This is a genomic window from Litorivivens sp. (genome assembly GCF_041624475.1).
GTDB lineage: Bacteria > Pseudomonadota > Gammaproteobacteria > Pseudomonadales > Spongiibacteraceae > Litorivivens.
Genome location: NZ_JBFJUX010000012.1, coordinates 1 through 26008, shown reverse-complemented (window position 1 = coordinate 26008; position 26008 = coordinate 1). Strand labels below are relative to the sequence as shown.

Annotated in this window: 26 protein-coding genes and 1 tRNA gene; 16 read left to right on the top strand and 11 right to left on the bottom strand. The window is 57.2% G+C overall.

All coding sequences use genetic code 11. From position 1 onward, the window contains the following. The first annotated feature begins 8 nt into the window (after positions 1-8). The 5 genes from hypD to hypB are packed head-to-tail and all read left to right on the top strand — an operon-like array spanning position 9 to position 4327. The gene (hypD, locus tag ABY734_RS12585) at positions 9-1145 is read left to right on the top strand and encodes a hydrogenase formation protein HypD (RefSeq protein WP_372779697.1); all 1137 of its coding nucleotides are present in this window, start codon (positions 9-11) and stop codon (positions 1143-1145) included. Further along, positions 1138-2163, top strand: coding sequence for a hydrogenase expression/formation protein HypE (hypE, locus tag ABY734_RS12580; RefSeq protein WP_372779591.1), 1026 nt, complete (start codon positions 1138-1140; stop codon positions 2161-2163). Before hypD ends, hypE begins: the two co-directional genes overlap by 8 nt. 21 nt (positions 2164-2184) lie before the next feature. Further along, a complete protein-coding gene (locus ABY734_RS12575; RefSeq protein WP_372779589.1) occupies positions 2185-3189 on the top strand; it encodes a hypothetical protein in 1005 nt (334 codons plus the stop codon). 4 nt (positions 3190-3193) lie between these two features. Next, positions 3194-3523 carry a hydrogenase maturation nickel metallochaperone HypA gene (locus tag ABY734_RS12570; protein ID WP_372779587.1) on the top strand — a complete coding sequence of 110 codons (330 nt, stop codon included), beginning with the start codon at positions 3194-3196 and terminating at the stop codon, positions 3521-3523. A gap of 9 nt (positions 3524-3532) precedes the next feature. Further along, positions 3533-4327: a hydrogenase nickel incorporation protein HypB gene (gene hypB, locus ABY734_RS12565; protein ID WP_372779586.1), complete on the top strand. Its 795-nt coding sequence runs from the start codon at positions 3533-3535 to the stop codon at positions 4325-4327. Between the two features lie 49 nt (positions 4328-4376). Here the strand turns inward: hypB and ABY734_RS12560 are convergent, their stop codons facing one another. The 3 genes from ABY734_RS12560 to ABY734_RS12550 form a co-directional block, all read right to left on the bottom strand. Next, positions 4377-6539: a 3-hydroxyacyl-CoA dehydrogenase NAD-binding domain-containing protein gene (locus ABY734_RS12560; protein WP_372779585.1), complete on the bottom strand. Its 2163-nt coding sequence runs from the start codon at positions 6537-6539 to the stop codon at positions 4377-4379. Between the two features lie 69 nt (positions 6540-6608). Then, complete coding sequence (locus ABY734_RS12555; RefSeq protein ID WP_372779584.1) at positions 6609-7814, bottom strand: acetyl-CoA C-acetyltransferase; 1206 nt, start codon at positions 7812-7814, stop codon at positions 6609-6611. A gap of 150 nt (positions 7815-7964) precedes the next feature. Then, entirely contained in the window at positions 7965-9023 is a 1059-nt protein-coding gene (locus ABY734_RS12550) for an AraC family transcriptional regulator (protein ID WP_372779583.1), read from the bottom strand. Between the two features lie 117 nt (positions 9024-9140). Here ABY734_RS12550 and ABY734_RS12545 point away from each other — a divergent pair, with 117 nt between their 5' ends. Next, a complete protein-coding gene (locus ABY734_RS12545) occupies positions 9141-9785 on the top strand; it encodes a hypothetical protein (RefSeq protein ID WP_372779582.1) in 645 nt (214 codons plus the stop codon). A 64-nt stretch (positions 9786-9849) separates the two neighbouring features. Here ABY734_RS12545 and ABY734_RS12540 read toward each other — a convergent pair whose 3' ends face one another. Together ABY734_RS12540 and ABY734_RS12535 are read right to left on the bottom strand one after the other, a co-directional pair. Next, positions 9850-11220 (bottom strand): ATP-binding protein, encoded by a 1371-nt coding sequence (locus ABY734_RS12540; RefSeq protein WP_372779580.1) that lies wholly within the window; start codon positions 11218-11220, stop codon positions 9850-9852. Then, entirely contained in the window at positions 11207-11884 is a 678-nt protein-coding gene (locus tag ABY734_RS12535; protein WP_372779578.1) for a response regulator transcription factor, read from the bottom strand. The genes ABY734_RS12540 and ABY734_RS12535 overlap by 14 nt, the downstream gene beginning before the upstream one ends. A 233-nt stretch (positions 11885-12117) precedes the next feature. Between ABY734_RS12535 and ABY734_RS12530 the strand changes: the two genes are divergently transcribed. After that, entirely contained in the window at positions 12118-12612 is a 495-nt protein-coding gene (locus tag ABY734_RS12530; RefSeq protein ID WP_372779576.1) for an RDD family protein, read from the top strand. 12 nt (positions 12613-12624) lie between these two features. On the opposite strand, the gene lptG is transcribed toward ABY734_RS12530, so the two are convergent. Both lptG and lptF read right to left on the bottom strand, forming a co-directional pair. Then, complete coding sequence (gene lptG / locus ABY734_RS12525; protein WP_372779575.1) at positions 12625-13686, bottom strand: LPS export ABC transporter permease LptG; 1062 nt, start codon at positions 13684-13686, stop codon at positions 12625-12627. Then, entirely contained in the window at positions 13683-14780 is a 1098-nt protein-coding gene (lptF, locus tag ABY734_RS12520; RefSeq protein WP_372779574.1) for an LPS export ABC transporter permease LptF, read from the bottom strand. The genes lptG and lptF overlap by 4 nt, the downstream gene beginning before the upstream one ends. A 108-nt stretch (positions 14781-14888) precedes the next feature. Between lptF and ABY734_RS12515 the strand changes: the two genes are divergently transcribed. From ABY734_RS12515 to ABY734_RS12490, 6 genes are all read left to right on the top strand, one after another. Next, positions 14889-16346, top strand: a complete 1458-nt coding sequence (locus tag ABY734_RS12515) for a leucyl aminopeptidase (protein ID WP_372779573.1) — start codon at positions 14889-14891, stop codon at positions 16344-16346. Further along, entirely contained in the window at positions 16346-16768 is a 423-nt protein-coding gene (locus ABY734_RS12510; protein ID WP_372779572.1) for a DNA polymerase III subunit chi, read from the top strand. The genes ABY734_RS12515 and ABY734_RS12510 overlap by 1 nt, the downstream gene beginning before the upstream one ends. Before the next feature lie 114 nt (positions 16769-16882). Beyond that, positions 16883-19735 carry a valine--tRNA ligase gene (locus ABY734_RS12505; RefSeq protein WP_372779570.1) on the top strand — a complete coding sequence of 951 codons (2853 nt, stop codon included), beginning with the start codon at positions 16883-16885 and terminating at the stop codon, positions 19733-19735. A gap of 306 nt (positions 19736-20041) precedes the next feature. Next, positions 20042-20251 carry a cold-shock protein gene (locus ABY734_RS12500; RefSeq protein WP_372779569.1) on the top strand — a complete coding sequence of 70 codons (210 nt, stop codon included), beginning with the start codon at positions 20042-20044 and terminating at the stop codon, positions 20249-20251. 68 nt (positions 20252-20319) lie between these two features. Continuing rightward, the gene (locus ABY734_RS12495) at positions 20320-21147 is read left to right on the top strand and encodes an SDR family NAD(P)-dependent oxidoreductase (RefSeq protein WP_372779568.1); all 828 of its coding nucleotides are present in this window, start codon (positions 20320-20322) and stop codon (positions 21145-21147) included. Between the two features lie 103 nt (positions 21148-21250). Further along, a complete protein-coding gene (locus ABY734_RS12490; RefSeq protein ID WP_372779567.1) occupies positions 21251-21655 on the top strand; it encodes a cold-shock protein in 405 nt (134 codons plus the stop codon). Here the strand turns inward: ABY734_RS12490 and ABY734_RS12485 are convergent, their stop codons facing one another. Next, positions 21656-21877, bottom strand: coding sequence for a SlyX family protein (locus ABY734_RS12485; protein WP_372779565.1), 222 nt, complete (start codon positions 21875-21877; stop codon positions 21656-21658). A gap of 53 nt (positions 21878-21930) precedes the next feature. On the opposite strand from ABY734_RS12485, the gene ABY734_RS12480 reads away from it, so the two are divergent. Further along, the gene (locus ABY734_RS12480) at positions 21931-22272 is read left to right on the top strand and encodes a translation initiation factor Sui1 (RefSeq protein ID WP_372779564.1); all 342 of its coding nucleotides are present in this window, start codon (positions 21931-21933) and stop codon (positions 22270-22272) included. On the opposite strand, the gene ABY734_RS12475 is transcribed toward ABY734_RS12480, so the two are convergent. Further along, positions 22269-23588, bottom strand: a complete 1320-nt coding sequence (locus ABY734_RS12475; protein WP_372779563.1) for a hypothetical protein — start codon at positions 23586-23588, stop codon at positions 22269-22271. The two genes, ABY734_RS12480 and ABY734_RS12475, sit on opposite strands and share 4 nt — an antisense overlap. Before the next feature lie 351 nt (positions 23589-23939). On the opposite strand from ABY734_RS12475, the gene ABY734_RS12470 reads away from it, so the two are divergent. Then, positions 23940-24425 (top strand): hypothetical protein, encoded by a 486-nt coding sequence (locus tag ABY734_RS12470; RefSeq protein WP_372779562.1) that lies wholly within the window; start codon positions 23940-23942, stop codon positions 24423-24425. 5 nt (positions 24426-24430) lie between these two features. On the opposite strand, the gene ABY734_RS12465 is transcribed toward ABY734_RS12470, so the two are convergent. Then, on the bottom strand, positions 24431-25063 hold the full coding sequence (locus ABY734_RS12465; RefSeq protein ID WP_372779561.1) for a TIGR04282 family arsenosugar biosynthesis glycosyltransferase: 633 nt from the start codon (positions 25061-25063) through the stop codon (positions 24431-24433). Continuing rightward, positions 25050-25718 (bottom strand): TIGR04283 family arsenosugar biosynthesis glycosyltransferase, encoded by a 669-nt coding sequence (locus ABY734_RS12460; protein WP_372779695.1) that lies wholly within the window; start codon positions 25716-25718, stop codon positions 25050-25052. The genes ABY734_RS12465 and ABY734_RS12460 overlap by 14 nt, the downstream gene beginning before the upstream one ends. 134 nt (positions 25719-25852) lie before the next feature. Between ABY734_RS12460 and ABY734_RS12455 the strand changes: the two genes are divergently transcribed. After that, positions 25853-25929, top strand: a tRNA-Arg gene (locus ABY734_RS12455). The last annotated feature ends 79 nt before the right edge of the window (positions 25930-26008 follow it).

Below are 26008 nucleotides of genomic sequence, written 5' to 3'. Positions count from 1 at the left end.
GTAACACGCTGAAATACATCGACGAGTTTCGCGAACCGACACTGGCCCGCGCCCTGCTGCAGCAGATTCATCGGGACAGTGACGCGCTTATGGCTCTGCGTACCCGCCCCCTGCAAATCATGGAGGTCTGCGGCGGCCATACCCACAGTATTTTCCGTTTTGGTTTGCACGAGCTCTTGCCGGACGCCATAGAACTGGTCCACGGCCCCGGTTGTCCGGTCTGTGTATTACCCAAGGGGGTTATCGACGACTGCCTGATCCTCGCCAATACTCCCGGTGTGATTTTCACCAGTTTTGGTGACGCCCTGCGGGTGCCCGGCTCACAGGGCAGTTTGTTGAATGCGCGCGCCAAAGGGGCCGATGTACGCGCGGTTTACTCGCCCGCCGACGCACTGGCCATTGCCCGGGACAATCCCGAACGCGAGGTCGTGTTTTTCGGTCTGGGCTTTGAAACCACGCTGCCGGCAACGGCCGTTACCCTGCAAGATGCAAAGCGAGACGGTATCAACAATTTCTCCGTGTTCTGCAATCACATCACCATTGTCGCCACTATCAAAGCCATACTGGATTCGCCGGGCCTGCGGCTGGACGGCTTTATCGGTCCGGGCCACGCCAGCATGATTATCGGCACCCAGGTTTTCGATTTTGTACCCAGTCGCTACCGCCTGCCTTTTGTGGTTACCGGCTTTGAGCCGCTGGATATACTGCAATCGGTGCATATGATTGTGCGCCAGCACCTGCACGGACAGGCCAGACTGGAAAACCAGTATGCGCGGGTTGTTCGCGAAAACGGCAATACACAGGCGCTGCAAGCCATCGGCGAAGTTTTTACCCTGCGCGACTTTTTTGAGTGGCGCGGATTGGGTTCCATCGATCACTCGGGGCTGGCCATCGCCGAGGCCTACGCCGGTTTTGATGCAGAGCGACGCTTTGCCCTTCGCAAGGCCAGCATTGCCGACCCCAGCGCCTGCCAGTGTGGCGAAGTGCTCAAGGGTGCTATCAAGCCCTATGACTGCAAGGTGTTTGGTAAACAATGCACGCCGCAGCAGCCGATGGGCGCGCTGATGGTTTCGTCGGAGGGCGCCTGTGCGGCGTACTATCAATACGGCCAGTATAGAAAACACAAACAGGTGGAACATGCTTGACTCAATCGGTGTGGTTACCCTGTCACACGGTGCCGGTGGCCGCGATATGCGGCGCCTGCTGGACACGCTTATTCTGCCAACACTGAGCAATGGTCAGCACCAATCCAGCGACGCCGCAAGCTTTGACTGGCAGCAGGTGGCCGGCGATCAACGCCTGGTCTTTACCAGTGATTCATTTACTGTAAGCCCGCGCCATTTTCCCGGCGGCGATCTGGGCTCACTGGCGGTCTACGGCACCGTCAATGATCTGGCTACCGCAGGTGCTACCCCCCTCTATCTTTCCTGCAGTCTGATCATCGAGGAAGGTTTGCCCTTAGAAGAACTGCAGTATCTGCTCACTTCCATGCGCCGCGCTGCCGACGCCAGTGATATCGCCATCGTGACCGGTGACACCAAAGTTGTACCGCGCGGTGGTGTCGACGGTCTGTTTATCAACACCGCCGGCATTGGCGCAGCGGCGCGCGAATTGCAGCTCGGCAAGACGCCGATCAGTGAGCAGGATCGCATTATTGTCAGCGGACCCATGGGCGACCACGGTGTTGCCATACTCTGCGCCCGCGGTGATCTCAAACTGGAAAGCTCCGTCGAAAGCGACTGTCGTCCAATCCACCTCTACAGCCGAGCCTTACTGGATGCCTGCCCGGAGACGCGGGTCATCCGCGATGCCACCCGCGGCGGCGTGGCCACCGTGATCAGCGAAATTGTGCAGGGCAGTGGCCTGGGTGCCTGGCTGGACGAAAGCAGCCTGCCCGTTCGGCAAGGTGTGCGCAGTGCCTGCGAATTACTGGGCTTTGATCCACTCTGGCTCGCCAATGAAGGGACCTTTGTTGCGGTGGTGCCCGAGCGGGATTGCGAAAGCGCACTGAAGGCCCTGCGCGCCTTCCCCGCCTGTAAAAATGCCTGTGCCATTGGCGGCTTTTCGCCGCACTACCCCGACAACGTGGCGCTGCGAACCCGCTTCGGTGGAGAGCGCTCACTGGACGTACCAAGCGGCGAACTGCTGCCACGTATCTGCTAACCGGGAGGAGAGTCGCGGATCATGACCAGCCCACATACCAGCATTGACATCGATTCACCGGAAATCGAAGCGTTGTTTGAAGCCTGTATCAGCAACCACGCCGGCGTGCATAAAGCGCAATTGCTCGAACGCCCGTTGAACGACTCGACGGCCGATGCCAACGCGGAGCTGATCAGTCAGCTTCTAGACCCGGTTTCCGATGCTGCAAACGGATCGCCAAAAGACACTATTATCAGCGCTATCGTTAGCCTGCGCAGCGCAAAAATGCCGGCCTGTCTGCTGGGCCTGCTTCGCGGCTCAAGCGGCACCGGGCAAGCGCTGGCCACTCAAGCCAGTCACTCCCGCGTCGGCGAATTCCGCCAATCTCTGCATGCACTCGACAACGGCACCACACTGCCACACCAGGCCCTCGTCAGGCTCGGCGCGGACGAGCAGCCTGCAAGTGAATCTGACAACAACCCGTTACTGCGCACTCTGGGGCAATCCAGTAGCGCGCGACATTTTGCTGAATTCGGAGACGGCGAATCCCTGGGGAGAATCCTGGCTGAACTTGAGGACGTTGAGATTAGCAATGTGTTAATCGAAACCCATAGCATCCAGTGCCACGCCAGAGAAATCAGCTTTTTCCCGCAGACAATACTCGCGCTTTACGCAGATACCTCCATTCCTTATGAGTCCGTTGACCAGATCACCCGAACACTGAGCGACGATATTTTGCGCCACCAGATAGGTTGTGTTCTGCAGGCGGGCATTGAAACTGACACCCGTTTGCCGGAAAGCGCGCAGGACTGGCAGAGAACGCTGGATGCACTGGAGAGAACGGATAAAAACGACCTACTGCCGCTGTTGGAGATTGGGGGCTTTGCCAACCATTCCCTCGGTGATACCGGCAGCATGGAAGACGGCGAGATGATATTGCGCTGCAAGGAATGTATTTACTATCTACCCAAGCGCAAATGGTGTGATCTTCCTGCACTGCCACTGCCGGTTGAGCCGGATTGGTACTGCAAGCTCTGGAAATTGTAGTCAGATGCACGAGCTGGGTATCACACGCAATATTGTCAGCATTGTAGCTGACGCCGCCGGCAGCAACCCGGTCGCACGGGTCAGCGTGAAGATTGGCGAATTCAGCGCCGTATTGCCCGATGCACTGCACTTTTGTTTTGACAGCTGTACGCGTGGCACCGTGCTGGAAAACGCCAGACTGGAAATCATTAACGTTCCGGGCAGGTTAGCCTGTTCGGATTGTGGCATTGAATTTGGCAGCAGCACGCCTTTCGGGCGCTGCCAGTGTGGCTCGCGAAATCTGCGTTGTGTCGCTGGCGATGAACTTCTGGTTCACGAAATGGAACTGCAATAGGAGATAAACATGTGCACAGTTTGCGGCTGTTCTGAGGGCGCGGAAACCCAGCTCGACGGCAAGTCACTGAAGCATACCCACAGCCATGATCACAGTCATGAGCACGGGCATAGTCATGACCATTTACACAGCCATGAAACCGGCGATAAAACTGTTGCGTTGGAGCAGGCCATCCTCAGTAAAAATGATCGCATCGCCTCAGACAATCGCCGCTGGTTTGATAAGCTCGGCATTGTCTGCCTGAACCTGCTGAGTTCACCCGGCTCCGGCAAAACCACCCTGCTGGAAAAAACCCTGAAGCAACTCTCCGGCCCCTGTTGTGTGGTCGAAGGCGATCAGGCCACCGAAAACGATGCCCAGCGTATCCGCGCGACCGGCGCTTTAGCTGTGCAAATCAATACCGGCACCGGCTGTCATCTCGAAGCCGACATGCTGCACGCGGGCATCCACGAGCTCGAGCCTGAACCGGGCAGCGTGGTCTTTGTGGAAAATGTCGGCAATCTGGTTTGTCCGGCACTGTTTGATCTGGGTGAGAACAAGCGGGTCGTGGTGCTATCAGTCACCGAGGGTGAAGACAAGCCCTTGAAGTATCCGCACATGTTTCACAAGGCGGATCTGGTTGTGCTTAACAAGGTCGATCTGCTGCCGCATCTCGATTTTGATCTGCAGGCCTGCCTGGGTTATGTGCGTGAGGTGAACCCGAACTGCCGCATTTTGCAGCTGTCGGCAAAAACCGGTGAAGGCATGCAGGCGTGGCTGGAGTGGTTGGAGGCCGAGCGGCCGGAGCTTGCGGTATCTGCCTGATCAGGCAAAAGGGCTATCCGGAGGGCGTGACTCCCTCCGGATAGAGAACTTACAGAAACAGTTCGTTCTTCGCAGCGCGGTCCTTCAGCAACTGCGGCACGGCAAAGTCTTCACCGTACTGCTGGTGCAGGTACTCGGCACGCTCTACAAACTGCTGCAGACCAATCGCGTTGATCGCCTGAAATACACCGCCGGTCTGGGCCGGAAAGCCGATACCCATGATGGAACCGATATTGCCGTCACCCACATTCTCGATAACACCTTCTTCCATGGCGCGGACCGCTTCCAGACACTGGGAGTAAACCAGACGGTCTTTGATATCCTCGTAAGGAATCTCTTTGTAGCCATTTGGAGCGAATGCCTCTTTCAGGCCCGGCCACATGTGCTTCTGGCCACCCTGCGGGTACTCGTAATAGCCGGCACCGTGAACCTTACCTTTGCGGCCAAACTCGTTGACCATGCGGTCGAGAATGCGCGAGGCAGCATTGTCTTCCCACTTCTGACCTTGGGCTTCGGCATCGGCCTTGGCCTGCTGACCATTTTTATAGGCGGTTTCCTGACTGATTTCATCAATCGCGCCCAGCGGGCCAATCGGCGAACCGTTGTCGCGGGCCGCTGACTCGATCAGTACCGGGTTGATGCCCTCTTCCAACATGATGGCACCCTGCGATACGGTTTTACCGATCACGCGAGTGGTGAAGAAGCCGGGGGCATCGTTGACCACAATCGGGGTTTTACCCAGCTGCTGGGCCAGATCAAAAGCGCGCGCCAGAGTTTCATCCGAGGTGTTTTCGCCACGGATAATTTCAACCAATGGCATTTTCTCGGCGGGCGAGAAGAAATGCATACCGATAAAATTGGCCTGACGGCTGGAGGCCTCGGCCAGTTCGGTGATGGGCAGCGACGAGGTGTTGGACGCAAACACGCCGTCGACCTTCAATACGGCTTCGGTGTCTTTGGTTACCGCGGCCTTGACCTTGCGGTCTTCAAAGACGGCCTCGATCACCAGATCACAGTCCGCCAGATCGGCATAGTCTTCAGTGGCTTTAATGCGCGCCAGATACTCGGTTTTCGCCTCTTCGGTAAGGCGCTTTTTCTCAATGCGCTTGTTGAAAAAGTTCTCCGCATAAGCTTTGCCTTTCTCTGCGTTCGCCAGAGAAATATCTTTCAACACAACCTCGATGCCCTTTTGCGCGGCAACGGTAGCAATACCGGCACCCATCTGACCGGCGCCGAGAATACCCAGCTTTTTCACACTGGTCTTGTCGATGCTATCGGGACGGCTGGCGCCTTTGTTGAGTGCCTCCATCTGCACAAAGAAGGCGGTCATCATATTGCGCGACACCTGATTGAGCATCAGGTGCATGAAATACCGACCTTCGATTTTCTGGGCGGTGTCAAAATCGACCCGCGCAGAATCCACCACACAGGCAAAAATAGCGTTCTGTGCCGGCATCAGGTTTTTGGTTTGGACCATCACATTGGATGGACCAAAGAAGGTCAGGCCCTGATTGGCCTCATCGGTGGGGTAGCCGCCGGGTATTTTATAACCCTCGGTGTCCCAGGGCTGCTTCGCCTCGGGATTGGCCTTGATCCAGGCCTTGGCCTTGGCGGCCAGATCTTCTTCAGAGTCGGCCAGCTCGTGGATCAGGCCTTTGCCCTGTGCCTTTTCTGCGGTCAGGCGTTTGCCCTGACTGATCAGGCCAATGGCTTCCTGCATGCCCAGCAGATAGGTCATGCGCACAACGCCGCCAGCGCCGGGCATCAAACCAATCATCGCCTCGGGCAGACCAACCTGCACACCATTCATCGCAACCCGGTAATGACAGGCCAGGGAGATTTCAAAACCGCCACCCAGACAGGCGCCATTAATACCAACAGCAACCGGTACGCCAAGCGTTTCCAGCTCGCGTAAAGGCGCCTTGGTTTGCATAATGCCGTTGTACACCTCAGCTTTCTTTTCATCGCTGGGGTTCAGGTCCATTTCCAGCAGCTCTTTGATATCGCCGCCGGCGAAAAACTGGCCGGGCTTGCCGCTGCGAACGTAAACCCCGGTTACACCGCCTTGCTCTACCATGCTTTTCAATTCGGCGACGGCGGCGCGCATGGCTTCGTCGTACTCCGCGCCCATGGTGTTAACGGTTTTACCCGGCTGGTCGAAAATCAGCTCGACGATGCCGTCACTGTCTTTCTCTAGTTGAATGTATCCCATTTGTCTTCTCTCCATTGCAGAAACGAGTCCCGCCCGCAAGCGCTGGTCGCTCCTACGATAATTTCTGTGTTAAACCCGCTCGATAATGGTGGCGATGCCGATACCACCGCCCGCACACAAGGTGCAGAGACCGCGCTTCAGGTTGCGACGCTCCAGTTCATCCAGCAGGGTGCCGAGAATCATGGAGCCGGTCGCGCCAATCGGGTGACCCATGGCAATAGCGCCACCGTTCACGTTGATCTTCTCATCGGGGATGCCCAGCTGTTTCTGGTAGCGCAGAACGACAGAGGCAAAGGCTTCGTTCAACTCAAACAGATCGATATCATCAACCGTCAGGCCAGCTTTTTTCAGGGCCTTTTCGGTAGCTGGGCCTGGGCCTGCCAGCATAATGGTGGGTTCGGTGCCAACCAGCGCACAGGACACGATGCGGGCACGCGGCTTGAGCCCCTGATCCTTGCCGGCCTTCTCGTTACCAATCAGCACCAGACCGGCGCCGTCAACGATGCCGGAGGAATTGCCGGGCGTGTGAACGCAGTTGATATTTTCCAGCTCGGGGTATTTCAGTTTGGCAACGCCGCCGTGACCGAAATCGTTAAACATCTGGAAGGCAGGTTTCAGCTTGGCCAGATCTTCCATGGTGGTGCCCGGACGGATGAATTCGTCGTGATCCAAAATGGTCACGCCGTTCATGTCTTTTACCGGCACCAGCGATTTGAAGTAACCGTTGTCGCGGGCGTGGGCAGCGCGCTGCTGGGAGCGCACGGCGTAGGCATCCACGTCTTCACGCGTGAAGCCATCCAGCGTCGCAAGCATGTCGGCGCCGAGGCCTTGGGAGATAAAATAGCTTTTCATGGCAACCCAGGGGTCGCCAGTTGCGCCACCGGAGGCACCGATACCGAGGCGGGACATGGACTCCACACCACCGGCGGCCACCAGATCTTCAAAGCCGGAAGCGACTTTCGCCGCCGCCATGTTTACCGCATCCAGACCACCTGCGCAGAAGCGGTGCAGCTGGGCGCCGGTTGTAACATCGTCCCAGCTTGAATAGACCAGCGCGGCCTTGGCCAGATCCTGCCCCTGCTCTCCCACAGGCTCACCGGTAGCCAGAATGAAATCCTCGACCTGGGTCGTATCGAGGTCAAGACGGGTTTTCAGGGTTTCCAGCAGATTGGTAACCAGATCGATGGGCTTAACTTCGTAGAGAGAGCCCGCGCCTTTCTTGCCCTTACCTCGCGGCGTACGGATCGCTTCGTAGATAAATGCTTCGGTAGCCATAATGATTCCTGTGTACAGTTGGACAGCGGCGAGGACACGCCCGCCAAATTAGCGAGCACAATCTAACTCTGCGGCGCGGAAAGACAATAACAATTGCGGTCAATCAGACTGGCAAAGAAGCTATAAAGACTTTAAAAACAAAAGCTTATCTCAGGAGCCCTGGCGCCGCTCCCGCTGCCGAAATTCCCCCGGGGTGGTGCCGGTCCACTTTTTGAAGCAGCGGTGAAAGGCGCTTGGGTCGGTAAAGCCCATCAGCGCGGCGATGGCGTTGATCGACAGATCAGAATTGCTGAGGTAGTTGATAGCCGCATCCCGGCGACATTCATCCTTGAGGGTCTGAAAACTGGTGCCCTCTTTCTTCAGCCTGCGGCGCAGAGTTGGCGCCGACATATGCAACGCCTGGGTAATGCGATCAAAACTGGGCGAGCCCTGACTGAAATCGTGCCCGATCAGCGCCCGCACTCGGGCCACCAGACCGTTATCGCTGCGACCATTGGGCATGACCATCAACGGATAGGGTGCAGTTTTAAGAAAGGTTTTCAACGATTCGTCGGACTGAACCAGCGGGTAGTCCAGGAAACGCTGATGAAACAGAATCTCATCGCGACTCTGCCCAAACAGTACCGGGCAGCCAAACAGGCGCTCGTACTTTTCTCGCCGCTCAGCGTTATCCGGAGCCAGGCGCGCGAAATGTACTTCACTCAACTCAATCGAGGTGCCCACCAGCCAGCAGTAAAAACGATGCCAGATCGACAGGCCATAGATATCAGCCGCTTCGACTTCGGTCGCCGCCAGCGAGCTGTCGCGGGCGCCGCTGTAGCCAACAGAGGCCAGTTCGCCTTCCAGAGCAAAGCTGATCTGAGCCTCATTGCGGAAGAAGGTGCGGTAAAACTCACAGGCGCGCTTGATTGCCTTACCCAGATTGTCGCAACTGAGTATGCAGTAGCACATCATCCGGAACGCGCCCGGAGTTACGCCACTGCCCTGAACCAGCCCGAAGGTCTCGTCCTGCAACAGGCTCAGCACCTGCTGATAGAGTCGGGAGTACTGATGCGCCGAGATCTGGGTTTGATAGCCCGGCGACCTGGTATCCATCGGATCGAAATCTATTCCCGCAACGCCAAGGACCGGCGCATAGTCGTAGCCTCTCTCAACAACGAGATTCAGCAGCGATTTGGCAAATTTTGTGGGAACCGTTTCGGCGTCCATTCAGAGGTCTGGTCGTCAATTTCGCAGGTGAGCAGAACAGGCATCTTAACATTGCCCCGCGATCTCTGCTAAGTTGATCAGTAGACGGCGAAAGCGCCAAGGCACCAGGTAAGCACGATGAGTGAAGCTCGCTACGACATTATCATAACCGGCAAACTGCTGGACGGTACCAGCCAGGCTCAGGCCGTGGCGCGAGTAGCCCAGTTATTCAAGACCGATCAGCAGCAGGCCTCCAGCCTGGTGGATGGCAAACCGCATCGCATTAAAAAAGCCGTAACGGAAGATGCCGCCCGAAAGTTTAAGGCTGCGCTGACCAAAGCGGGCCTGCAGACTGCGGTAAAACGCCTGGAACGTCATGGTGATGCGCAGGCACCGCAAACCAAGACTGCTGAGCAAAGCCGGGCACCGCAAACCGGCACCATTGGCTTGGCCCCTGAGGGAACGCCCGTGTTGACTGACGATGAACGCCAGACCGTTGTCGCGCCGGCACTGGACCTTTCCGAGTTCAGCCTGGCAGACATGGAGCCCTGGGAAGGCGAGGAGCGTCCGGCGCTGCCCGAAGTTGAACCGCCAGATTTTGGCCTGGCGGAAGCGGGATCAGACATCGATACCCTGCCGGATACCCGGGAAAAACTGAACCCCGACACCAGCAGCCTGTCCCTTGACGAGCCCGGTGCCCGGCTTGGGGAAAAACCCAAACCGGCGCCGCCGCCACCGGACACCGGGCATATCAAACTGGAAAAGCACAATCCTTTTCTCTGAAAGCCTGAGCTATCGTCGAACTAATCAGAGGTCCCCAGGATTAATTTGAGCGGCGATGTAAGGGCTATGCACTCAAAGGCATCCGCAGGCTGACCCGCAAGCCCGGGAAGTTGTCCGTCAGCTGCACACTGCCGCCGTGTAATTTCACCACTGCGTTAACCAGACTCAGCCCCAGACCATTGCCGGGCTGTTCACTGCGACTGGCTTCGACCCGATAAAAACGCTGCAACACCTTGTCGCGCTCGGCGGGGGACACACCGGGGCCGGAATCCGCCACCTCGATAACGACCTGCTCCTGCTGCGCCCACAGTCGCACCATCACCTTGCCCTGCTCCGGGGTGTACTTGATGGCGTTGTCGACCAGATTGGCAATGGCCTGAAACAGCAAATTGCGATCACCACTCAATGCGGGCACCCGGGCCAGATCTGTTTCGACGGTTTGATTTTTCTCCAGCGCCAGAGGTTCATAGAGCTCGATCACGTCCAGCAGAATGGTTCTGACATCTACCTGAGTAAAGCCGGAGCGGGGGTTGCCGGACTCGACCTGGGCGATACGCAGCAGAGCGCTGAAGGTCGCCAGCAAGCCGTCTGCCTCATCAATCAAATCCTGCACACGATCGGGCTCGTTGGAGGATTGCTGCAGATCGGAAAGCTTGTTGCGCAGACGGGTTAATGGTGTACGCAAATCGTGGGCAATATTGTCAGATACCTGCCGCATCCCCAGCATCAGCTGCTCGATTTTATCGAGCATCTTGTTGAGGTTTTCCGCCATGCGACGAAAATCTCCGTGACTGTCGTGCACTTCAATGCGCTCACTGAGATCGCCCGACATAATACGGTTAAGGCTTTGATTCATGTCGTCGATGCGGCGCACCAGCCGACTGGCAACAATGGCCCCGCCAATGATACCCAGTACGATGGTTGCGATCAGCGAGCGGGTCAGCGCACCACTGACCAGCTTGGCACTGTTGATAACGTCGGCATAGTGGCGCGCCACCATCACCGTTTCACCGGTATCAAGGGTGCGCGAACGGGCGACGAACTCGGTGCCTACCTCATCCCAGTCACCCGACAGCAGCTTCAGGTCAAAACCCAGCCAACCGTCCCGGTACTGACGCGGATCGGGCCAGCGGTCGAGGTTGCCGGCAATCGGCTCGTAATTTTCGTCGACCACCAGAAAGAAAAACCGAATCAGGCGATCAGGTCCGGCGTGCACCTCAACAAACTCTGAAACAGCCTCGGCACCGCCCTCTTGATAGGTGACGGTAAGCGCATCGAGCTCCTCCTGAATGGTGTTGTGAACCTGGGTGAAGTAGTCCCGCGAAATCAGGGTATAGATTGCCGCCAGTACCAAAAAGACGGTAATGCTGAGCCCGGCTACATAGCCGGACATAAAGCGGAAGGTAAAGCTGTTAAATACTTTACTCAGGATCATCCAGCATATACCCGGCACCACGCACGGTGGTCAGCAGCTGCTTGTCAAAGCCCTTGTCGATCTTCTGACGCAAGCGACTGATATGCACATCAATCACATTGGTTTGCGGATCGAAATGATAGTCCCAGACATTTTCCAGCAGCATGGTGCGGGTAACGACCTGACCGGCATGGCGCATCAGGTATTCCAGTAACTTGTATTCGCGCGGTTGCAGGTTGAACACTTCTCCGGCACGCGTCACTTTATGAGCCAGCAGGTCCATTTCCAGATCGCCGACTTTCAGTCGTGTCTGCGTCGCCGTGGATTCCTGGCGTCGCAGTACCGCTTCAATTCGCGCCAGCAGCTCGGCAAAGGCGAAGGGTTTGACCAGATAGTCATCGCCGCCGGCCTTTAGCCCTTTGACACGATCGTCCACATCGCCAAGGGCGCTGAGAATCAGAACCGGCGTCGTATTGTTGGAGGCGCGCAGCGTCTGGATGATCGTCAGACCATCGACATGGGGCAGCATGCGATCGACGATGGCGACGTCATAATTTTCAGTGGTAGCCTTCACCAGCCCGACTTTGCCATCGGCGGCATAGTCCACGTTGTATCCGCTTTCCTTGAGGCCTTTGACAATGTAGTCCGCCACCGTGGCGTCATCTTCAATTACCAGAACACGCATGCGCAGATCCTGTTTACTCTTATTGGGATTGGCCGACACGATTCGTCAGTGAAATGAAACAAATGACAGCACCGGCTGAGGTTTCAGGCGAGGTTAGCACTAACCGTGGCTCCTGTCAGCGCCGGGGGCCGGCCATTACACGATGGTAAGCCTGCCGTGCAAACACTCAGTGCTCTCGAGCTACATGCTATACTGCGCGCCGAATTTTGTTCCGCACGGAAACCGCCTGAGCCATGACCGACGCATCTTCCGAACAGCCCTTTCCGCCCGCCGGGGTTCTGCCGCGCATTATGGCGATGGTCTACGACGCCATGCTGCTGTTCGCCCTGCTCTGTCTGGCGACCTTGCTCGCGGTTCTGGTGACCGGCAAACTCGACCCCAATATTCCCGAAGCCAGCAGCCAGGTCATGCACAAAGCCGACCCCCTGCTGGCCGGTTTGGGCTTTCAGCTTTATCTGGTCGCCGTTGTGATCGGTTTTTACAGCCTGTTCTGGCGCAAAAATGGACAGACGCTGGGCATGCAGGCCTGGCGAATACAGGTGCAAACCCGTGACGGCAGCAAACCGGGCTGGCTGCGATGCATCGCCCGCTGCCTCGCGGCGACCCTATCAATGGCGCCGGGTTTTATCGGCTATTGGTGGGTTTGGGTGGACAGGGAAAAGTTGAGCTGGCACGACCGCTTGTCGGGCACGCGAGTGATCCGTCTGCCCAAAAAGAAAAAGGGCTGACGGCAGACCAGATTACACCCGGCGCATCATCATCGCCGCGCCAAACAGGAAACACAGGCCAATGGGGATCAGGGTTGCCACCAGGGGCTCGAAGCCAAACACCAGACTGGCGGGACCAAGCATATCCTGCATCGTGCGAAACACGATACCCACCATCACACCGGTAAACACACGAAAGCCCATGGTGACCTGTCGCAATGGGCCAAAGACAAACGAAATCGCGACCAGCACCAGCGCCAGAATCGCCAGCGGCTGCAGTATTTTCTGCCAGAAGGCCAACTCGTACTCCGCCGCACTCACCCCTTGTTCCTGCAGGTAATTGGCGTATTGCCAGATACCGCTGATCGACAAGTCCGCCGGATCCAGCACCAGAATGTTGAGCAACTCGGGCGTCAGCTCGGTATCCCAGTCGAGTTGCGAGAAAAGCTCTTTGTTCGCACCGCTGGCTGAAAAGTGCGACACCGAACCGTCTTCAAGCAGCCACTCACTATTCGTGAAGATGGCGCGTTCGGCGTAGACCACCTTTTCAAGCTCGCGGCCCTCACCGAACTGGTAGACCACAACCCCGTGCAGGATACCGCCGGCTTCCACCGCATTGAAATGCATGTAGCTGTCACCTTCCCGGTGCCACATGCCATATTCCGAGTGCACCTTGCCCTCTTCCTGCAGGGCAATCGCCCTGCCGCTTTCCGCGATCTGCTGAAAACGCGGCGCGACAAATTCGGCAATGCACAGCCCCAGAAAGGTCAGCCACAAGGCCGGCTTGATAACCGACCAGACCAGTCGGCCCGTACTGATACCGGCAGCGCGCATGACAACCAGCTCACTGGTGCCAGCCAGCGAGCCGAGTCCGGCCAGACAGCCGACCAAGGCCGCAAAAGGCAGGTACTCATAAAGGCTTGTCGGCGTGGTCAGCAAAACATATTTGGCAACCTGGAAGAAGCTGTAGTCATCACTGACATCCTCCAGCTCGTCAATCAGTGCGGTCAGCAGGTCGATACCAACAATGACCAGCAGAACCAACAGAATCGCAGCGGTAACCGTTCGCCCCACGTAGGCGTCAAGCTTGATCATGCGGACCTCGCCCGCCAGCGACGAAGCCAGTCAGGCCCCAACATCAGCAACAAACCAAACACTAAAAAACCGAAATGAATCCCCCACAATCCGGGTATCGCCGGCAGATCACCCTTGGCCAGCCCTTCCCGCCCTGCGTTCAGGGCGATCAGGTACAGCATGTACAACATGAATGCCGGGAACATTTTTGAGTAACGACCACTGCGATGGTCCGTTTTACTCAAGGCCACTGCCAGCAGGGCAACAACAGGCACCAACAGCGCCAGCGACAGGCGCCACTGCAGCGCCGCGCGATCGTTAGGCTGATCTGAGCCCCACAGTTCACCGGTGCTCTTGCCATCGGCGGCCTTGCGGCCCCGATTCTGGGATTTGTCCTGCAGCCACTGTCCGTAGCGTGCAAAGCGGGCCACCTGATAATCCAGTTCTCCCGGCTCACCGACGTAACGCACGCCATTGTCGAGTACCAGATAGCGCTGTCCGCTGCGCTCATCCATATCGAAAAAACCCTGATCGGCTCCGATAACCGCCACCAGCTCACGGCCTTTATCGGTTTCCATGGGTTGGGCGATAAACACGCCGGACATACCATCATTGTCCCGATTGAGGCTTTCTATATACGTCACTCGGCCGCTGCGCTCATCGAGACGAAAGCGCGCTTCCACCGCTGCGCGCAAACCCTCCGAGGCCTTACTTTCCACCAAGAGCGCCTCATAGGCGCGAATACCGGCGGGGGTGACCACCATACTCAGCAATCCCACCCCGAAAGTCACCAGCAGAATGGGCGCGGCAGCGAGCTTGAGCAATTGCAGGCGGCTGATGCCGCAGGCGTTCATCACTGCCACTTCAGAATCCACATACAGCCGCCCATAGCTGAGCAGAATGCCGATAAACATCCCTAGCGGCAGAATCACTTCCAGAAAATTGGGCAGACGGTAGAGCATGATCAGGAACAGAAAGTCCGGCGCCAATTCACCGGCGGCGACATCGGCCAGATACTTGATCAGGCGTCCGCTCATGATGATCACCAGCAGAATAAAGGTGACGGCAAACATCGACTTGAGCAGTTCGCTGGCAATGTAGCGGTAAAGAATCAAGACAGCTTAACCCTGTGGAACTTTCCTGATGGTTGGGCAGGCATTACACTGTGTGGCCTGTCAAAAACGTCATTATCCTTACTTTGCACCCACTGCGCGAGGCCAAACATGCAAATCAGCCTGAAAGCCCCTTCTACCCTGAGCCGCCAGAAGAGCGCCTGCCTAGTCTTGCCGCTGACGGTGGAGGATCTCAAGGCTCTGCCCGGCGATGCCACACTGAACGCTGCCATTGAACGCCTGGTCAAGCGCGGCGACTTTTCAGGCAAGGGCGCGCAAACCTTGATGCTGCCCTGGTGCGACGCTCTAAGCGCCGAACGCGTGCTGCTGGTCGGGCTGGGTGAAGCCGATTCAGTCGATGCAAAAAGCTACGACAAGGCCGCGACTGCAGCGTTCAACGCTCTCAAAACGCACAAGCTGAGCGATGCCGCGGTGCTGATAAACAGCCGCGTGCTCAGCAGCGAAGCCCAGATCAGCGCCCTGGCGCGACTGGCGGAAACAGGCAACTATCAATACACCGCCTCGCTCAGCAAAAAAGCCGAACCCGGCCTGAAAAAGCTGATCTTGCTGGCAGCCGGCAATGCTGCGGCCAAAAAGGCACTCGCCCAGGGCCAGGCCATCGGCCAGGGCATTAACGTTGCCCGCCAGCTCGGCAACCTGCCCGGCAACTATTGCACACCCAGCTTTCTTGCCAAAGAAGCCAAGGCACTGGGCCGCAAAAGTGACAAATTGAAAGTCACTGTGCTCGATGAGAAAAAAATGCGCGAACTGGGCATGGGTTCGCTGCTGTCCGTCAGCGCCGGCAGTGACGAGCCCGCCAAATTGATCGTGATGGAATACCAGGGCGGCAAGAAGTCGGCCAAGCCTCAGGTTCTGGTCGGCAAGGGCATCACCTTTGACAGCGGCGGCATCAGTATCAAGCCCGGCGCCAAAATGGACGAAATGAAATACGACATGTGCGGCGCGGCCAGTGTAATGGGCGCCATGAACGCCGTTACCGCGCTCGAACTTTCCATTAATGTGGTTGGCATTATCGCGGCCTCTGAAAACCTGCCCAGCGGGCGAGCCACCAAACCCGGCGACGTGGTCACCAGTATGTCCGGTCAGACCATTGAAGTATTGAACACTGACGCCGAAGGCCGACTGGTGTTGTGTGATGCCCTGACCTATTCAGAGCGTTTCAAGCCCGCAGCCGTTATCGACATTGCCACCCTGACCGGTGCCTGCGTCGTGGCGCTTGGTCGCCATGCCAGCGGCCTGTACAGTAATGACGACACCTTCGCGGAAAAGCTGCTCGCTGCGGGCGAGCGCAGCGGCGACCGCGCCTGGCATATGCCATTGTGGGACGAATACCAGAGCCAGCTCGACTCCAACTTTGCCGATATTGCCAATATCGGCGGGCCGGAAGCCGGCAGCGTGACTGCAGCCTGCTTCCTCTCGCGCTTTACCAAAAACCTGACCTGGGCCCACCTGGATATCGCCGGCACCGCCTGGCTGTCAGCACCCAAAGGCGCCACCGGTCGCCCGGTGGGCCTGTTGATGCAGTATCTGCTGGACTGTGCTGACTGATGACTCAGGTCGATTTCTACATACTGCAATCAGCCCAGCCGCAGGACGCCTTGCTCTACGGCTGTCGCTTGGCGGAGAAGGCACACAAACGCGGTATGTCCATCTACCTGCACTGTGCCGACGAGGCGCAGGGGCTGGCACTCGATGAACTGCTGTGGAGCTTTTCGCCGCCAAGCTTTGTGCCACACGCGCTGAAATCGGCCAACACCAATGACACTATTGTGATCGCCTGGGATCAGGAACCGCCACCGGCGGGCGACCTGTTTATAAATTTCGCCCCGCAAATCCCGGACTTTTTCAGTCGTTTCGCCCGTCTCGGCGAAATTGTCTGCCAAGCGCCCGACTGGTTGCCGCCGAGCCGCGAGCGCTATCGCTTCTACAAGGATCGGGGTTATCCGCTGAACACGCACAAAATCGCCTGAGCGGCGCCGGTGCACAGGCCGCCATCGGTGGCCTCATCACCCAATTCCAGTATAATTGGTCGCCTTTTACGGCACGGTTGCCGCCGTTCCCTTCACGTTGTAACGATTGGATTTATGGACAAGACATTTCAGCCAGGCAAGATCGAAGCCCATTGGGGCAAAGCATGGGAAGACAAAGGTTATTTCCGCCCGTCCGGGAGCGGTGAATCCTATTGCATCATGATCCCGCCGCCCAATGTCACCGGCAGCCTGCACATGGGGCATGCCTTTCAGGATTCCATCATGGATGCCCTGACCCGCTACCAGCGCATGAAAGGACGCAATACCCTCTGGCAAGTTGGCACCGACCACGCCGGCATCGCCACCCAGATGGTGGTGGAGCGCAAACTGGCGCACGAGGACAACAAAACGCGCCACGACTTGGGCCGCGAAAAGTTTCTGGAAAAAGTGTGGGAATGGAAGGCGGAGTCCGGCGGCACCATCACCCGCCAGCTGCGCCGGCTAGGCGCGTCAGTGGACTGGGACAACGAACGCTTCACCATGGATGAGGGCTTTTACAAAGCCGTACAGGAAGTGTTTGTTCGCCTTTACGACGACAATCTGATCTACCGCGGCAAGCGCCTGGTCAACTGGGACCCAAAACTGCATACCGCCATTTCCGATCTGGAAGTGGAAAACACCGAAGAGCAGGGCCATCTCTGGAACTTCCGCTATCCGCTGGCCGACGGCGTCACTACCGCCGATGGCAAAGATTATCTGGTGGTCGCCACCACCCGCCCCGAAACCATGCTGGGCGACACCGCTGTGGCGGTGAACCCGAAAGACGAGCGCTATGCAGACCTGATCGGTAAGTTCGTTATGCTGCCGCTGGTCAACCGCCGCATACCGGTGATCGCCGACGATTATGTAGATCGCGACTTTGGCAGTGGCTGCGTCAAAATTACCCCGGCCCACGATTTTAACGACTACGCCGTGGGCCAACGCCACAGCCTGCCGATGATCAATATCATGACCATCGACGCGGCCATTCGCGACACGGCCGAAGTGTTTAACAGTGACGGCAGTGAAAATACCGAGCTCGACGCCAGCCTGCCCGCCGCCTATGCGGGGCTGGATCGCTACGAGGCCCGCAAGCAGATTGTGGCGGATTTCGAGAGCGCCGGCTTACTGGAAAAGATCGACGACCACGCCCTGAAAGTTCCTCGCGGCGATCGCTCCGGTCTGGTCATTGAACCCCTGCTTACGGATCAGTGGTTTGTGGATGCCAAAACCCTGGCCAAGCCCGCTATCGAAGCGGTCGAGGACGGGCGCATCCAGTTTGTACCCAAGCAATACGAGAACATGTATTTTTCCTGGATGCGCGACATTCAGGACTGGTGTATTTCCCGCCAGCTGTGGTGGGGTCATCGCATTCCCGCCTGGTATGACAGCGAAGGCAATGTCTACGTTGCCCGCGACGAAGCGGAAGTGCGCAGCAAATACAATCTGTCAGAAACCACGAAACTGAATCAGGACGACGACGTGCTCGACACCTGGTTCAGCTCAGCACTGTGGACCTTTGGAACCCTCGGCTGGCCGGAGGTTACCGAGCGCCTGAAAACCTTCCACCCCACCGATGTGCTGGTCACCGGTTTCGATATCATATTTTTCTGGGTGGCGCGCATGGCGATGATGACCATGCACTTTATGAAGGACGAAGACGGTACGCCCCATGTGCCCTTCAAAACCGTTTATGTCACCGGCCTTATCCGTGACGAGAGCGGCCAGAAGATGTCCAAATCCAAGGGCAATGTACTCGACCCGCTGGACATGATTGACGGCATCGAGCTAGAAGAACTGGTCGAGAAACGCACCGGCAATATGATGCAGCCCCAGTTGGCTGAAAAGATCGGCAAACGCACGCGCAAGGCCTTTCCAGAAGGTATCAGCGCCCACGGCACCGACGCCCTGCGCTTTACCCTCTACTCGCTCGCCTCCACCGGCCGCGACATCAACTGGGATATGAAGCGACTGGAAGGCTATCGCAATTTCTGCAACAAACTGTGGAACGCCGCCCGCTATGTGCTGATGAACACCGAAGGCGAAGACTGTGGCCTCGACAGCGAAGTCAAACTGAGCCTGGCTGATCGCTGGATCATCTCTGAGCTGCAGCAAACTGAAACGGCGGTAGAAAAAGCTCTCACTCAGTACCGCTTTGATCTGGCATCTCAGGCAATCTATGAGTTTGTCTGGAATGAATACTGCGACTGGTACTTGGAACTGTCCAAGCCCGTGCTCTGGGACGACAATGCCAGCGTGGATGCCAAGCGCGGCACCCGCCGCACACTGATCAGGGTGCTGGAAGCCGTGCTGCGTCTGGCCCACCCCTTTATGCCTTTTATTACGGAAGAAATCTGGCAGAAGGTGGCGCCCATCGCCGGCGTTGAAGGCGACAGCATCATGCTGCAGCCTTATCCCGAGGCAGATCAAAGCAAACTCAACCCGCAGGCCAGTGCCGACGTACAGTGGCTGAAAGCAGTGATCGTGGCGATCCGCACCGTGCGCGGCGAAATGAATATTCCACCGGGCAAACAGATTCCGGTACTACTCAGCAACTGCTCGGATGAGGATCAGCGGCGCGTCGAGGAGAACCGGCAGTTCCTGACTACACTGGCAAAACTCGACAGCCTCACCGTATTACCATCTGACGCAGACAAACCGATGTCAGCCACCCAGCTGATTGGCGACATGGAGCTGCTGGTGCCCATGGCAGACCTGATCGACAAAGACGCCGAACTGGCGCGCTTGGGCAAAGAAATTGGCAAACTGGAAAAAGAAGTCCAGCGTCTGGCCGGCAAACTGGGTAACGATAACTTCGTCGCCAAGGCACCCGCTGAGGTCGTCGCCAAGGAGAAGGAAAAGCTGGCCGCTCAAGAGCAGTCACTGCAGAAAATGCGTGAGCAACAGTCCACGATTGCCGCGTTGTAAGCACTGGCGCTGGCTACAACCGGGCGTCAGCGCAAGTTTACACTGCTCTTGAATGTGTAAGATGCTGTTTCAAAAAGGCTTTTTGGACAGTAGACAGCCGTCGGCACGGGTTATAGTATGAAAGCGTTATTCAAGCGTTAGTCTGTGACACAGTGCCCTATCATAAAAATAACGACGCCAATATTCGGCTTTCTGTAGTAGGCAGTAACTCCTGCCTCCAATCTCCCGTCGCTTTTGATTCCGTGCCGCGTGCTTTTGCTCGCGCTGCGTTCCTATGGCTGCGGGAATGCTATCTGGAGAAGTCCCATGAGTGACCGCATGACCGGTACCGTCAAATGGTTCAACAACGCCAAGGGTTTTGGCTTTATCACCCAGGAAGGCGGCGATGACGTATTCGTTCATTTCCGCTCTATTCGAGGTGATGGCTACAAAACCCTGGATGAGGGGCAGACGGTAGAATTCAATCTGGTTGAAGGCCCCAAGGGCTTTCAGGCAGAAGACGTCCTCAAAATCTGAGCTCGTATTCACCCCTGCAACACAACGCGTTATGGTAGGCAGCTTAGCCCCTGTCTACTGAGGTACGCATGACACAAACCGCATTGGTGACCGGCGCCAGCGCCGGGCTTGGCCTGGCACTCGCTGAAGAATTACTCAAACGCGACTTTCGGGTTATCGCCACCTCTCGCGACCCCTCACGCATCTCGCTGGAACACCCGAACCTCATCAAGGTAGCCCTGAATCTCGATGATCCGGATAGCTTTGCCCGCGAAACCGAGGGCTGGCAGCAACTGGCAGGGCCGGTCTCTCTGCTGATTAACAACGCCGGCTACGGCCAGATGGGGCCGGTGGCAGAACTGCACTGGAAAGTTCTGCAGCAACAGCTGCACACCAACACCGTGGCCCCGCTGGCGCTGGCCCAGGCCCTGCTACCGCAACTGATTGAAACTCAAGGCACGATTGTCAATATCGGCAGCGTTTCCGCCCACCTCACGACGCCCTTCGCCGGCAGCTATTGTGCTTCAAAGAGCGCCCTGCACAGCCTCAATGATGCCCTGCGCCGCGAGCTGGCCCCCTTCGGCGTCAAAGTCCAGTGCGTTATGGCGGGCGGAATTCGCAGCGATTTTGGCAAAACCGCGCGGCAGCAGTTGGATCGCACCTTCTCCCCCCAGTCCCGTTACAACAGAATTGTCGAGTACATTCAGGAACGGGCCGAGCTGTCCCAGAAAAACGGCAGCCCTGCGGACCAGGTCGCCCGCAAGATCCTCCAGACTGCGCTGGCAAAACCGGATCAACCCTACGTCAAAGTAGCGGCCGGTGTGCACCAGCTTTACAACCTGAGCCTTTTGCCTCACCGACTGCTGGATCGCATGCTCAGCAGGCGCTTTGGGCTCAGTAAACTGCAATCCCAATAGAGCCTCTCTCGTTGACGTGGTAAACTTTTGCGCCTCACAGCGCCTTCATTCCTGCGCTTGTGTGCTAACACCATGATTTAAATGAGTATTTACAGAGAGACCTATGGTATTTATCACTAAACTTCTGGCCGCCACTGTACTCGGCGCCATCGCTACCGCGCTCGCCCTGCTCAGCGCCGACACCCCAACCTTTGACGCATCCCTGCTTTCAAGCTTTGCCGGCTTTTTCCTGGTTAGTCTGACGTCCTTCCTGGTCAGCCCCTGGCTGCCGGTTGCGCTGGAAAAAATGACGCCTCAGCGCGAGACAGGCAAGGTGAAATGGTTTAACGCCAATAAAGGCTTTGGTTTTATCACGCGCGACAATGGTGACGATGTCTTTGTTCATTTCCGCTCTATTCGCGGCAAAGGGCGTCGCAGCCTGCAGGAAGGTCAGCAGGTTGAGTTTGTGCTCACGCAGGGCGAGAAAGGTGCCCAGGCTGAAGATGTGCGGACTGTAAACGGAAACTGATCAATAGTGCGGCGGGCGCTCGTTTGTCGCCGGCCGCATTTGCTCAACGTCCTCCGCCATCCCACGAATAACCTGCTGCAGATGCTGACACTGGCGCTGTAACTGCTCGATCTGACGCCCCTGCGCCACAACGGTCGCGTTCAGGCTGTTCAGCAGATCTTCCTGAAAGGCATAGCGCGATTGCAGATCCTGCAACAGGCCCTCTACTTCTGGTGTTTTCAACAAGCATTCCTCCACATTGGCAGTCATTATACTGAGCTGAGGGAGTCAAGAATATGAGTCGTGTTTATTCAACGGATCAAGGCCGCATCTGCCCGGGCTGTAATCAGCCCGCAGCCCAATGCAGCTGTCGTGAAAACCAGTCATTGCCGACTGGCGACGGAATCGTGCGCATTCAACGAGAAACCAAAGGGCGCAAGGGCAAGGGCGTCACTCTGGTGACGGGCATCCCGCTGCCGGAAAAAGATCTTAAAGTGCTGGCCAAAAGCCTGCGCCAGAAACTCAGCACCGGCGGCAGCCTGAAAGCGGGAGTACTGGAATTTCAAGGCGATCAGCGTGTTGCCCTGAAACCCCTGCTGGAGAAAGAGGGTTTTACCGTTAAGCTCGCGGGCGGTTAACTCGCGCGCTTGCCTGAATTGTCTGCCACCAGCTTGATCGGCTCACCACTGGCGTCAGGCAAGGAGATTTGCCCCTTCGGTGCCACCAGCCGATATCCGGCACAGGCCAGCCAGTGCAGGCATTTCAATACCGCGGTCAGCGTTTTTATGACCAGCTCCAGCGCCAGCAGCGACAAGGGCCTGGTCGAGCGCAGCCAGTGCGCAAGTAAACAGAGTTGACTGGCAACCAGCGCTGGCAGCAGAAACAGCACGCCGGCCATCCATCGGGCACTGCCCTCGCTCCAGCCTGCAGTCAGCAATGCACTTGTCGCCTGCGCCACCGGCAACTGCATGCTGGTGACACTGATCGCCGCCAGCAGCGCCAAACCCAGCACCGATAGACTGCGACGCCAACGCGCGGGAAGCTCCGCAACACTGGGAAATACATCCGAGCAGCGCAGGGCAGAAATAATCGTCGCACCAAGCAACAACAGACCTACCAGATATAGCGCCGACCAGGCAGACAACCAGCCGGCCACCTGTCCAGCCAAAGCCTGCTGAAAGCTACCCAGCAAATACACCGTCAACCAGCAGGAGACCGCCAGCAAAAGCGTGGTAATCACACCATTGCCCACCCCGCGCAAAATGCGACGCCGTCGGGATTCGCTCTCTGACCGCTGGGTAGAGGCGCTGGCCCGGGCGATATGCTGCGCTTTGTTGCGAATATCACACCAATACGCCTCGATCGCCTCCAATCGGGCATTCAGCTTGCGCCAGTAAGCGGCACTGGCGAGCAAGGCCCGGCCGCGCACAGCCGCCGCCCAGCGAAACTCCCGCAAGGCTTCCTCGTGCTGGGTTTTAGCCGCATCCAGCATGGCCTCGAGAATTTTCGACGTGGCCGGCTGGGTATTGCCCGCCGGCAGCTTACCGATGGCATCGGCGGCCACTACCCACTCCGGTGCGTCTGGACGCTCCGAACGAGCAGTTTCCAGCTCCTGTCCGGCGCGGGCGATCAATCCGTCACTGTCTGCGCACAATCTTTCGACGCGCTGCCAACGGGTAATCAACAGACGATTGAAGTCGATCACAGCCATCTGATAACGCATCGCTGCCAGGTAGCCGGCTAAGGAGGAAAAGGCTTCATCGGTGCGTATTTTCAGGCGCGCCAGATGCAACTCCAGGCGATTGGACCAGAGCAACAGCCGCTCTGATGAGCCCAACAGGCGCTGCGAGCACCAACGGCGCAGACTGTCCTGACGCCACACGCATACCGTCAGCAACACGCCGGCAAACAGGCTGAGCAGCCACCAAGGCAGAACCACTCCCGTATCTGTCATGCGCTAGCTCTCTCCTGATACATTTGCAAAATGCGCACTGTGCGCGGTTTCGGCCTGCGTTTTACTTGCGTCGAGTAATGATTATAAAACAAGAACTTAGCACCAAGCGCATTCGAACCACAAGGTTAATGCGTATAATCACTTACAGTACATTCCACTATTTACTCTGAATAAAGTGGTCTAATACATTAAAATCGTGAAAGTTTTTTGACATTGAGCGAAAATTGCACTATTTCTATTCATAGGGAGCGGAAATTTAACGCTTCTAGGTTGCAGTAAACTCGCGGAAGCTGAAGTCCATAAGAATAGACAGTATCAAACAGATGACTTCTGGCGCGGAGAACCCGAGCTATGATGAACGCATTCGAGCTTAGAGATCAGATAATTGGCCCCACCTTGCGCTACCTCGGGGTCGACTCTAACGTCGCCGAAGAGCTTCTGCTGGGAACGGCTGCTCTGGAATCGCAGCTCAACCCGCTTCACAAAGACGCCGCCGGTCTGGGCATTTACCAGATAACACCTGAACAGCACCGTCAGATCTGGGACACCTATCTCGCGTTCAAACCCGATCTCGCCAGCAAAGTGCGCGGCCTGGCCAGCCAACACCGCTTTCTGCAGGATCCGGACAGCGAATTGAGCTGGAATCTCAGCTATGCCACCGCAATTGCGTGGCTAATTTACCAGCGCGAGGACATCGTATTGCCCCAACCCTGCGATGCAGCGCAGCTCGGGCGCCTGTGGGCCAAGTGCTTCTCCAAGCAACAGGATCAACCCCTCAACGAAAATCAGTTCAGCGGCTGGCTGGACCAGTATCGACGCGAATACGCGGCAGCCTGACGCTGTTACCTCTCTGACCAGAAATCCAGTTTGCCCCGCAGGCATTTCAAATCGTCCGGCCGGTCAATATCCGCCTCTGCAGGAAAATACTCAACGCTCCAGCCCAGCTGTTGAATCCTTTGCGCCGTTTCCCGGGCCACGGTCTCATTTCCCCAAGGTATATTGCAAAACAACTCAGGCGCGTATTCAGTCAGTCCCAGCGCAACATAGCCGCCATCCAACGCGGGAACCATAACTACCTGATTATCCCGCAGGCTGTCACCGACGCGCTCTACCAGCGGCGCATCCACTGAGGGACAATCGGCGCCAACCAGCAACACGGCGCGATGATGCATCAAACTCTGACGCACGGCGTGGCTCATTCTTGCCCCGAGATTCGCCCCTTTCTGGATTTTGACTGAAAACCCATGACTGCTGGCAAGATCAATCAAAAACTCACTCCGCTCGGTAACGTGCAGCTCCAGCTCAAACCGGTCTCGATCCAGCGACGATAGATTGTCACAGCACAGCCGCAACAGATCGCAGTGCAAGGCCAGGCTTTCTGAGGGTGTAAGCATCGGCTGCATCCGGGTTTTTACCCGTCCGAGCAGGGGCGCCTTGGCAAACAGACAAACGGCAATGCGACTATTTTCGCTCAAGGGTCGGTCCGTAGTAGCGTCGGTAAAGTATCGTTGGAGACACGCCAAGCACGTATTGCAGGCGCAGGCTCCACATAAGTAAAACTGTCCTTGCTATGCCGTGCCTGCGCCAGCGTCGGCTTGAGGTATGCACCGGCGTCGGCCAGATCATCGGCGGAGCCTGACGCCGAAGACGCTTGGAGATTTCCACATCTTCCATCAACGGAATATCCGCAAAACCCGACAGCGCCTCAAACACGGAGCGCTTCACAAAAATAGCCTGGTCCCCTGTTGCAACGCGCGTCAGACGACTTCGCAGGTTCATTGCAGCGGCTACCAGACCTAACACTTTGCCGGCAGGCTGCAACGCCACACGAAAAAACCCCCAGTGCGGCTCCACGGATTCCAGCGCACGCAGCCACAGCTGCCAGTCACCGGGTAGACTGGTGTCAGCGTGAAGGAAGAGCAGGTAGTCACCTCTGGCGAGACTGGCGCCAGTATTCATCTGCCGGGCGCGGCCCGGCGAGCTTACAATGACATTGGCACCCATCGACTCTGCGATTTTTACACTGTCATCGTTACTGCCACCGTCAACCACAATCCACTCGCTGTTTGGCAGTGACGCCAGAGAGCGGCCTGCACTTTGCAGACGGTCGGCCTCGTTCAGAACGGGCATAACAACAGAGACGGTTGGATTCACAGATTCTCCAAAGCGGGTATTGCGGCCTGCAGTATCGCGAGAGCGTATGGGTTTGCCAAGCCTGTGGTTGGACTGGCAGGTCACACAGGCTAGAATAGCCGCCTTTGTCTGCCCCGGTGGCACAGCTGGATAGCGCGGTCCCCTCCTAAGGGACAGGTCTCAGGTTCGAATCCTGACCGGGGCACCACTTTTCAATCGCGCTATAGTGGCGTCAAACGTCAGCGGAGAGCTCAATTGTCCAGTACGCAAGAACAGCAGGAAACAGG

What these genes read in the sequence shown, in the direction of transcription:
- hypE (WP_372779591.1), top strand. Translation starts at nt 1,138, where the DNA reads ATGCTTGACTCAATCGGTGTGGTTACCCTGTCACACGGTGCCGGTGGC.
- ABY734_RS12575 (WP_372779589.1), top strand. Translation starts at nt 2,185, where the DNA reads ATGACCAGCCCACATACCAGCATTGACATCGATTCACCGGAAATCGAA.
- ABY734_RS12570 (WP_372779587.1), top strand. Translation starts at nt 3,194, where the DNA reads ATGCACGAGCTGGGTATCACACGCAATATTGTCAGCATTGTAGCTGAC.
- hypB (WP_372779586.1), top strand. Translation starts at nt 3,533, where the DNA reads ATGTGCACAGTTTGCGGCTGTTCTGAGGGCGCGGAAACCCAGCTCGAC.
- ABY734_RS12560 (WP_372779585.1), bottom strand. Translation starts at nt 6,539, where the DNA reads ATGGGATACATTCAACTAGAGAAAGACAGTGACGGCATCGTCGAGCTG.
- ABY734_RS12555 (WP_372779584.1), bottom strand. Translation starts at nt 7,814, where the DNA reads ATGGCTACCGAAGCATTTATCTACGAAGCGATCCGTACGCCGCGAGGT.
- ABY734_RS12550 (WP_372779583.1), bottom strand. Translation starts at nt 9,023, where the DNA reads ATGGACGCCGAAACGGTTCCCACAAAATTTGCCAAATCGCTGCTGAAT.
- ABY734_RS12545 (WP_372779582.1), top strand. Translation starts at nt 9,141, where the DNA reads ATGAGTGAAGCTCGCTACGACATTATCATAACCGGCAAACTGCTGGAC.
- ABY734_RS12540 (WP_372779580.1), bottom strand. Translation starts at nt 11,220, where the DNA reads ATGATCCTGAGTAAAGTATTTAACAGCTTTACCTTCCGCTTTATGTCC.
- ABY734_RS12535 (WP_372779578.1), bottom strand. Translation starts at nt 11,884, where the DNA reads ATGCGTGTTCTGGTAATTGAAGATGACGCCACGGTGGCGGACTACATT.
- ABY734_RS12530 (WP_372779576.1), top strand. Translation starts at nt 12,118, where the DNA reads ATGACCGACGCATCTTCCGAACAGCCCTTTCCGCCCGCCGGGGTTCTG.
- lptG (WP_372779575.1), bottom strand. Translation starts at nt 13,686, where the DNA reads ATGATCAAGCTTGACGCCTACGTGGGGCGAACGGTTACCGCTGCGATT.
- ABY734_RS12515 (WP_372779573.1), top strand. Translation starts at nt 14,889, where the DNA reads ATGCAAATCAGCCTGAAAGCCCCTTCTACCCTGAGCCGCCAGAAGAGC.
- ABY734_RS12510 (WP_372779572.1), top strand. Translation starts at nt 16,346, where the DNA reads ATGACTCAGGTCGATTTCTACATACTGCAATCAGCCCAGCCGCAGGAC.
- ABY734_RS12505 (WP_372779570.1), top strand. Translation starts at nt 16,883, where the DNA reads ATGGACAAGACATTTCAGCCAGGCAAGATCGAAGCCCATTGGGGCAAA.
- ABY734_RS12500 (WP_372779569.1), top strand. Translation starts at nt 20,042, where the DNA reads ATGAGTGACCGCATGACCGGTACCGTCAAATGGTTCAACAACGCCAAG.
- ABY734_RS12495 (WP_372779568.1), top strand. Translation starts at nt 20,320, where the DNA reads ATGACACAAACCGCATTGGTGACCGGCGCCAGCGCCGGGCTTGGCCTG.
- ABY734_RS12490 (WP_372779567.1), top strand. Translation starts at nt 21,251, where the DNA reads ATGGTATTTATCACTAAACTTCTGGCCGCCACTGTACTCGGCGCCATC.
- ABY734_RS12480 (WP_372779564.1), top strand. Translation starts at nt 21,931, where the DNA reads ATGAGTCGTGTTTATTCAACGGATCAAGGCCGCATCTGCCCGGGCTGT.
- ABY734_RS12475 (WP_372779563.1), bottom strand. Translation starts at nt 23,588, where the DNA reads ATGACAGATACGGGAGTGGTTCTGCCTTGGTGGCTGCTCAGCCTGTTT.
- ABY734_RS12470 (WP_372779562.1), top strand. Translation starts at nt 23,940, where the DNA reads ATGATGAACGCATTCGAGCTTAGAGATCAGATAATTGGCCCCACCTTG.
- ABY734_RS12460 (WP_372779695.1), bottom strand. Translation starts at nt 25,718, where the DNA reads ATGCCCGTTCTGAACGAGGCCGACCGTCTGCAAAGTGCAGGCCGCTCT.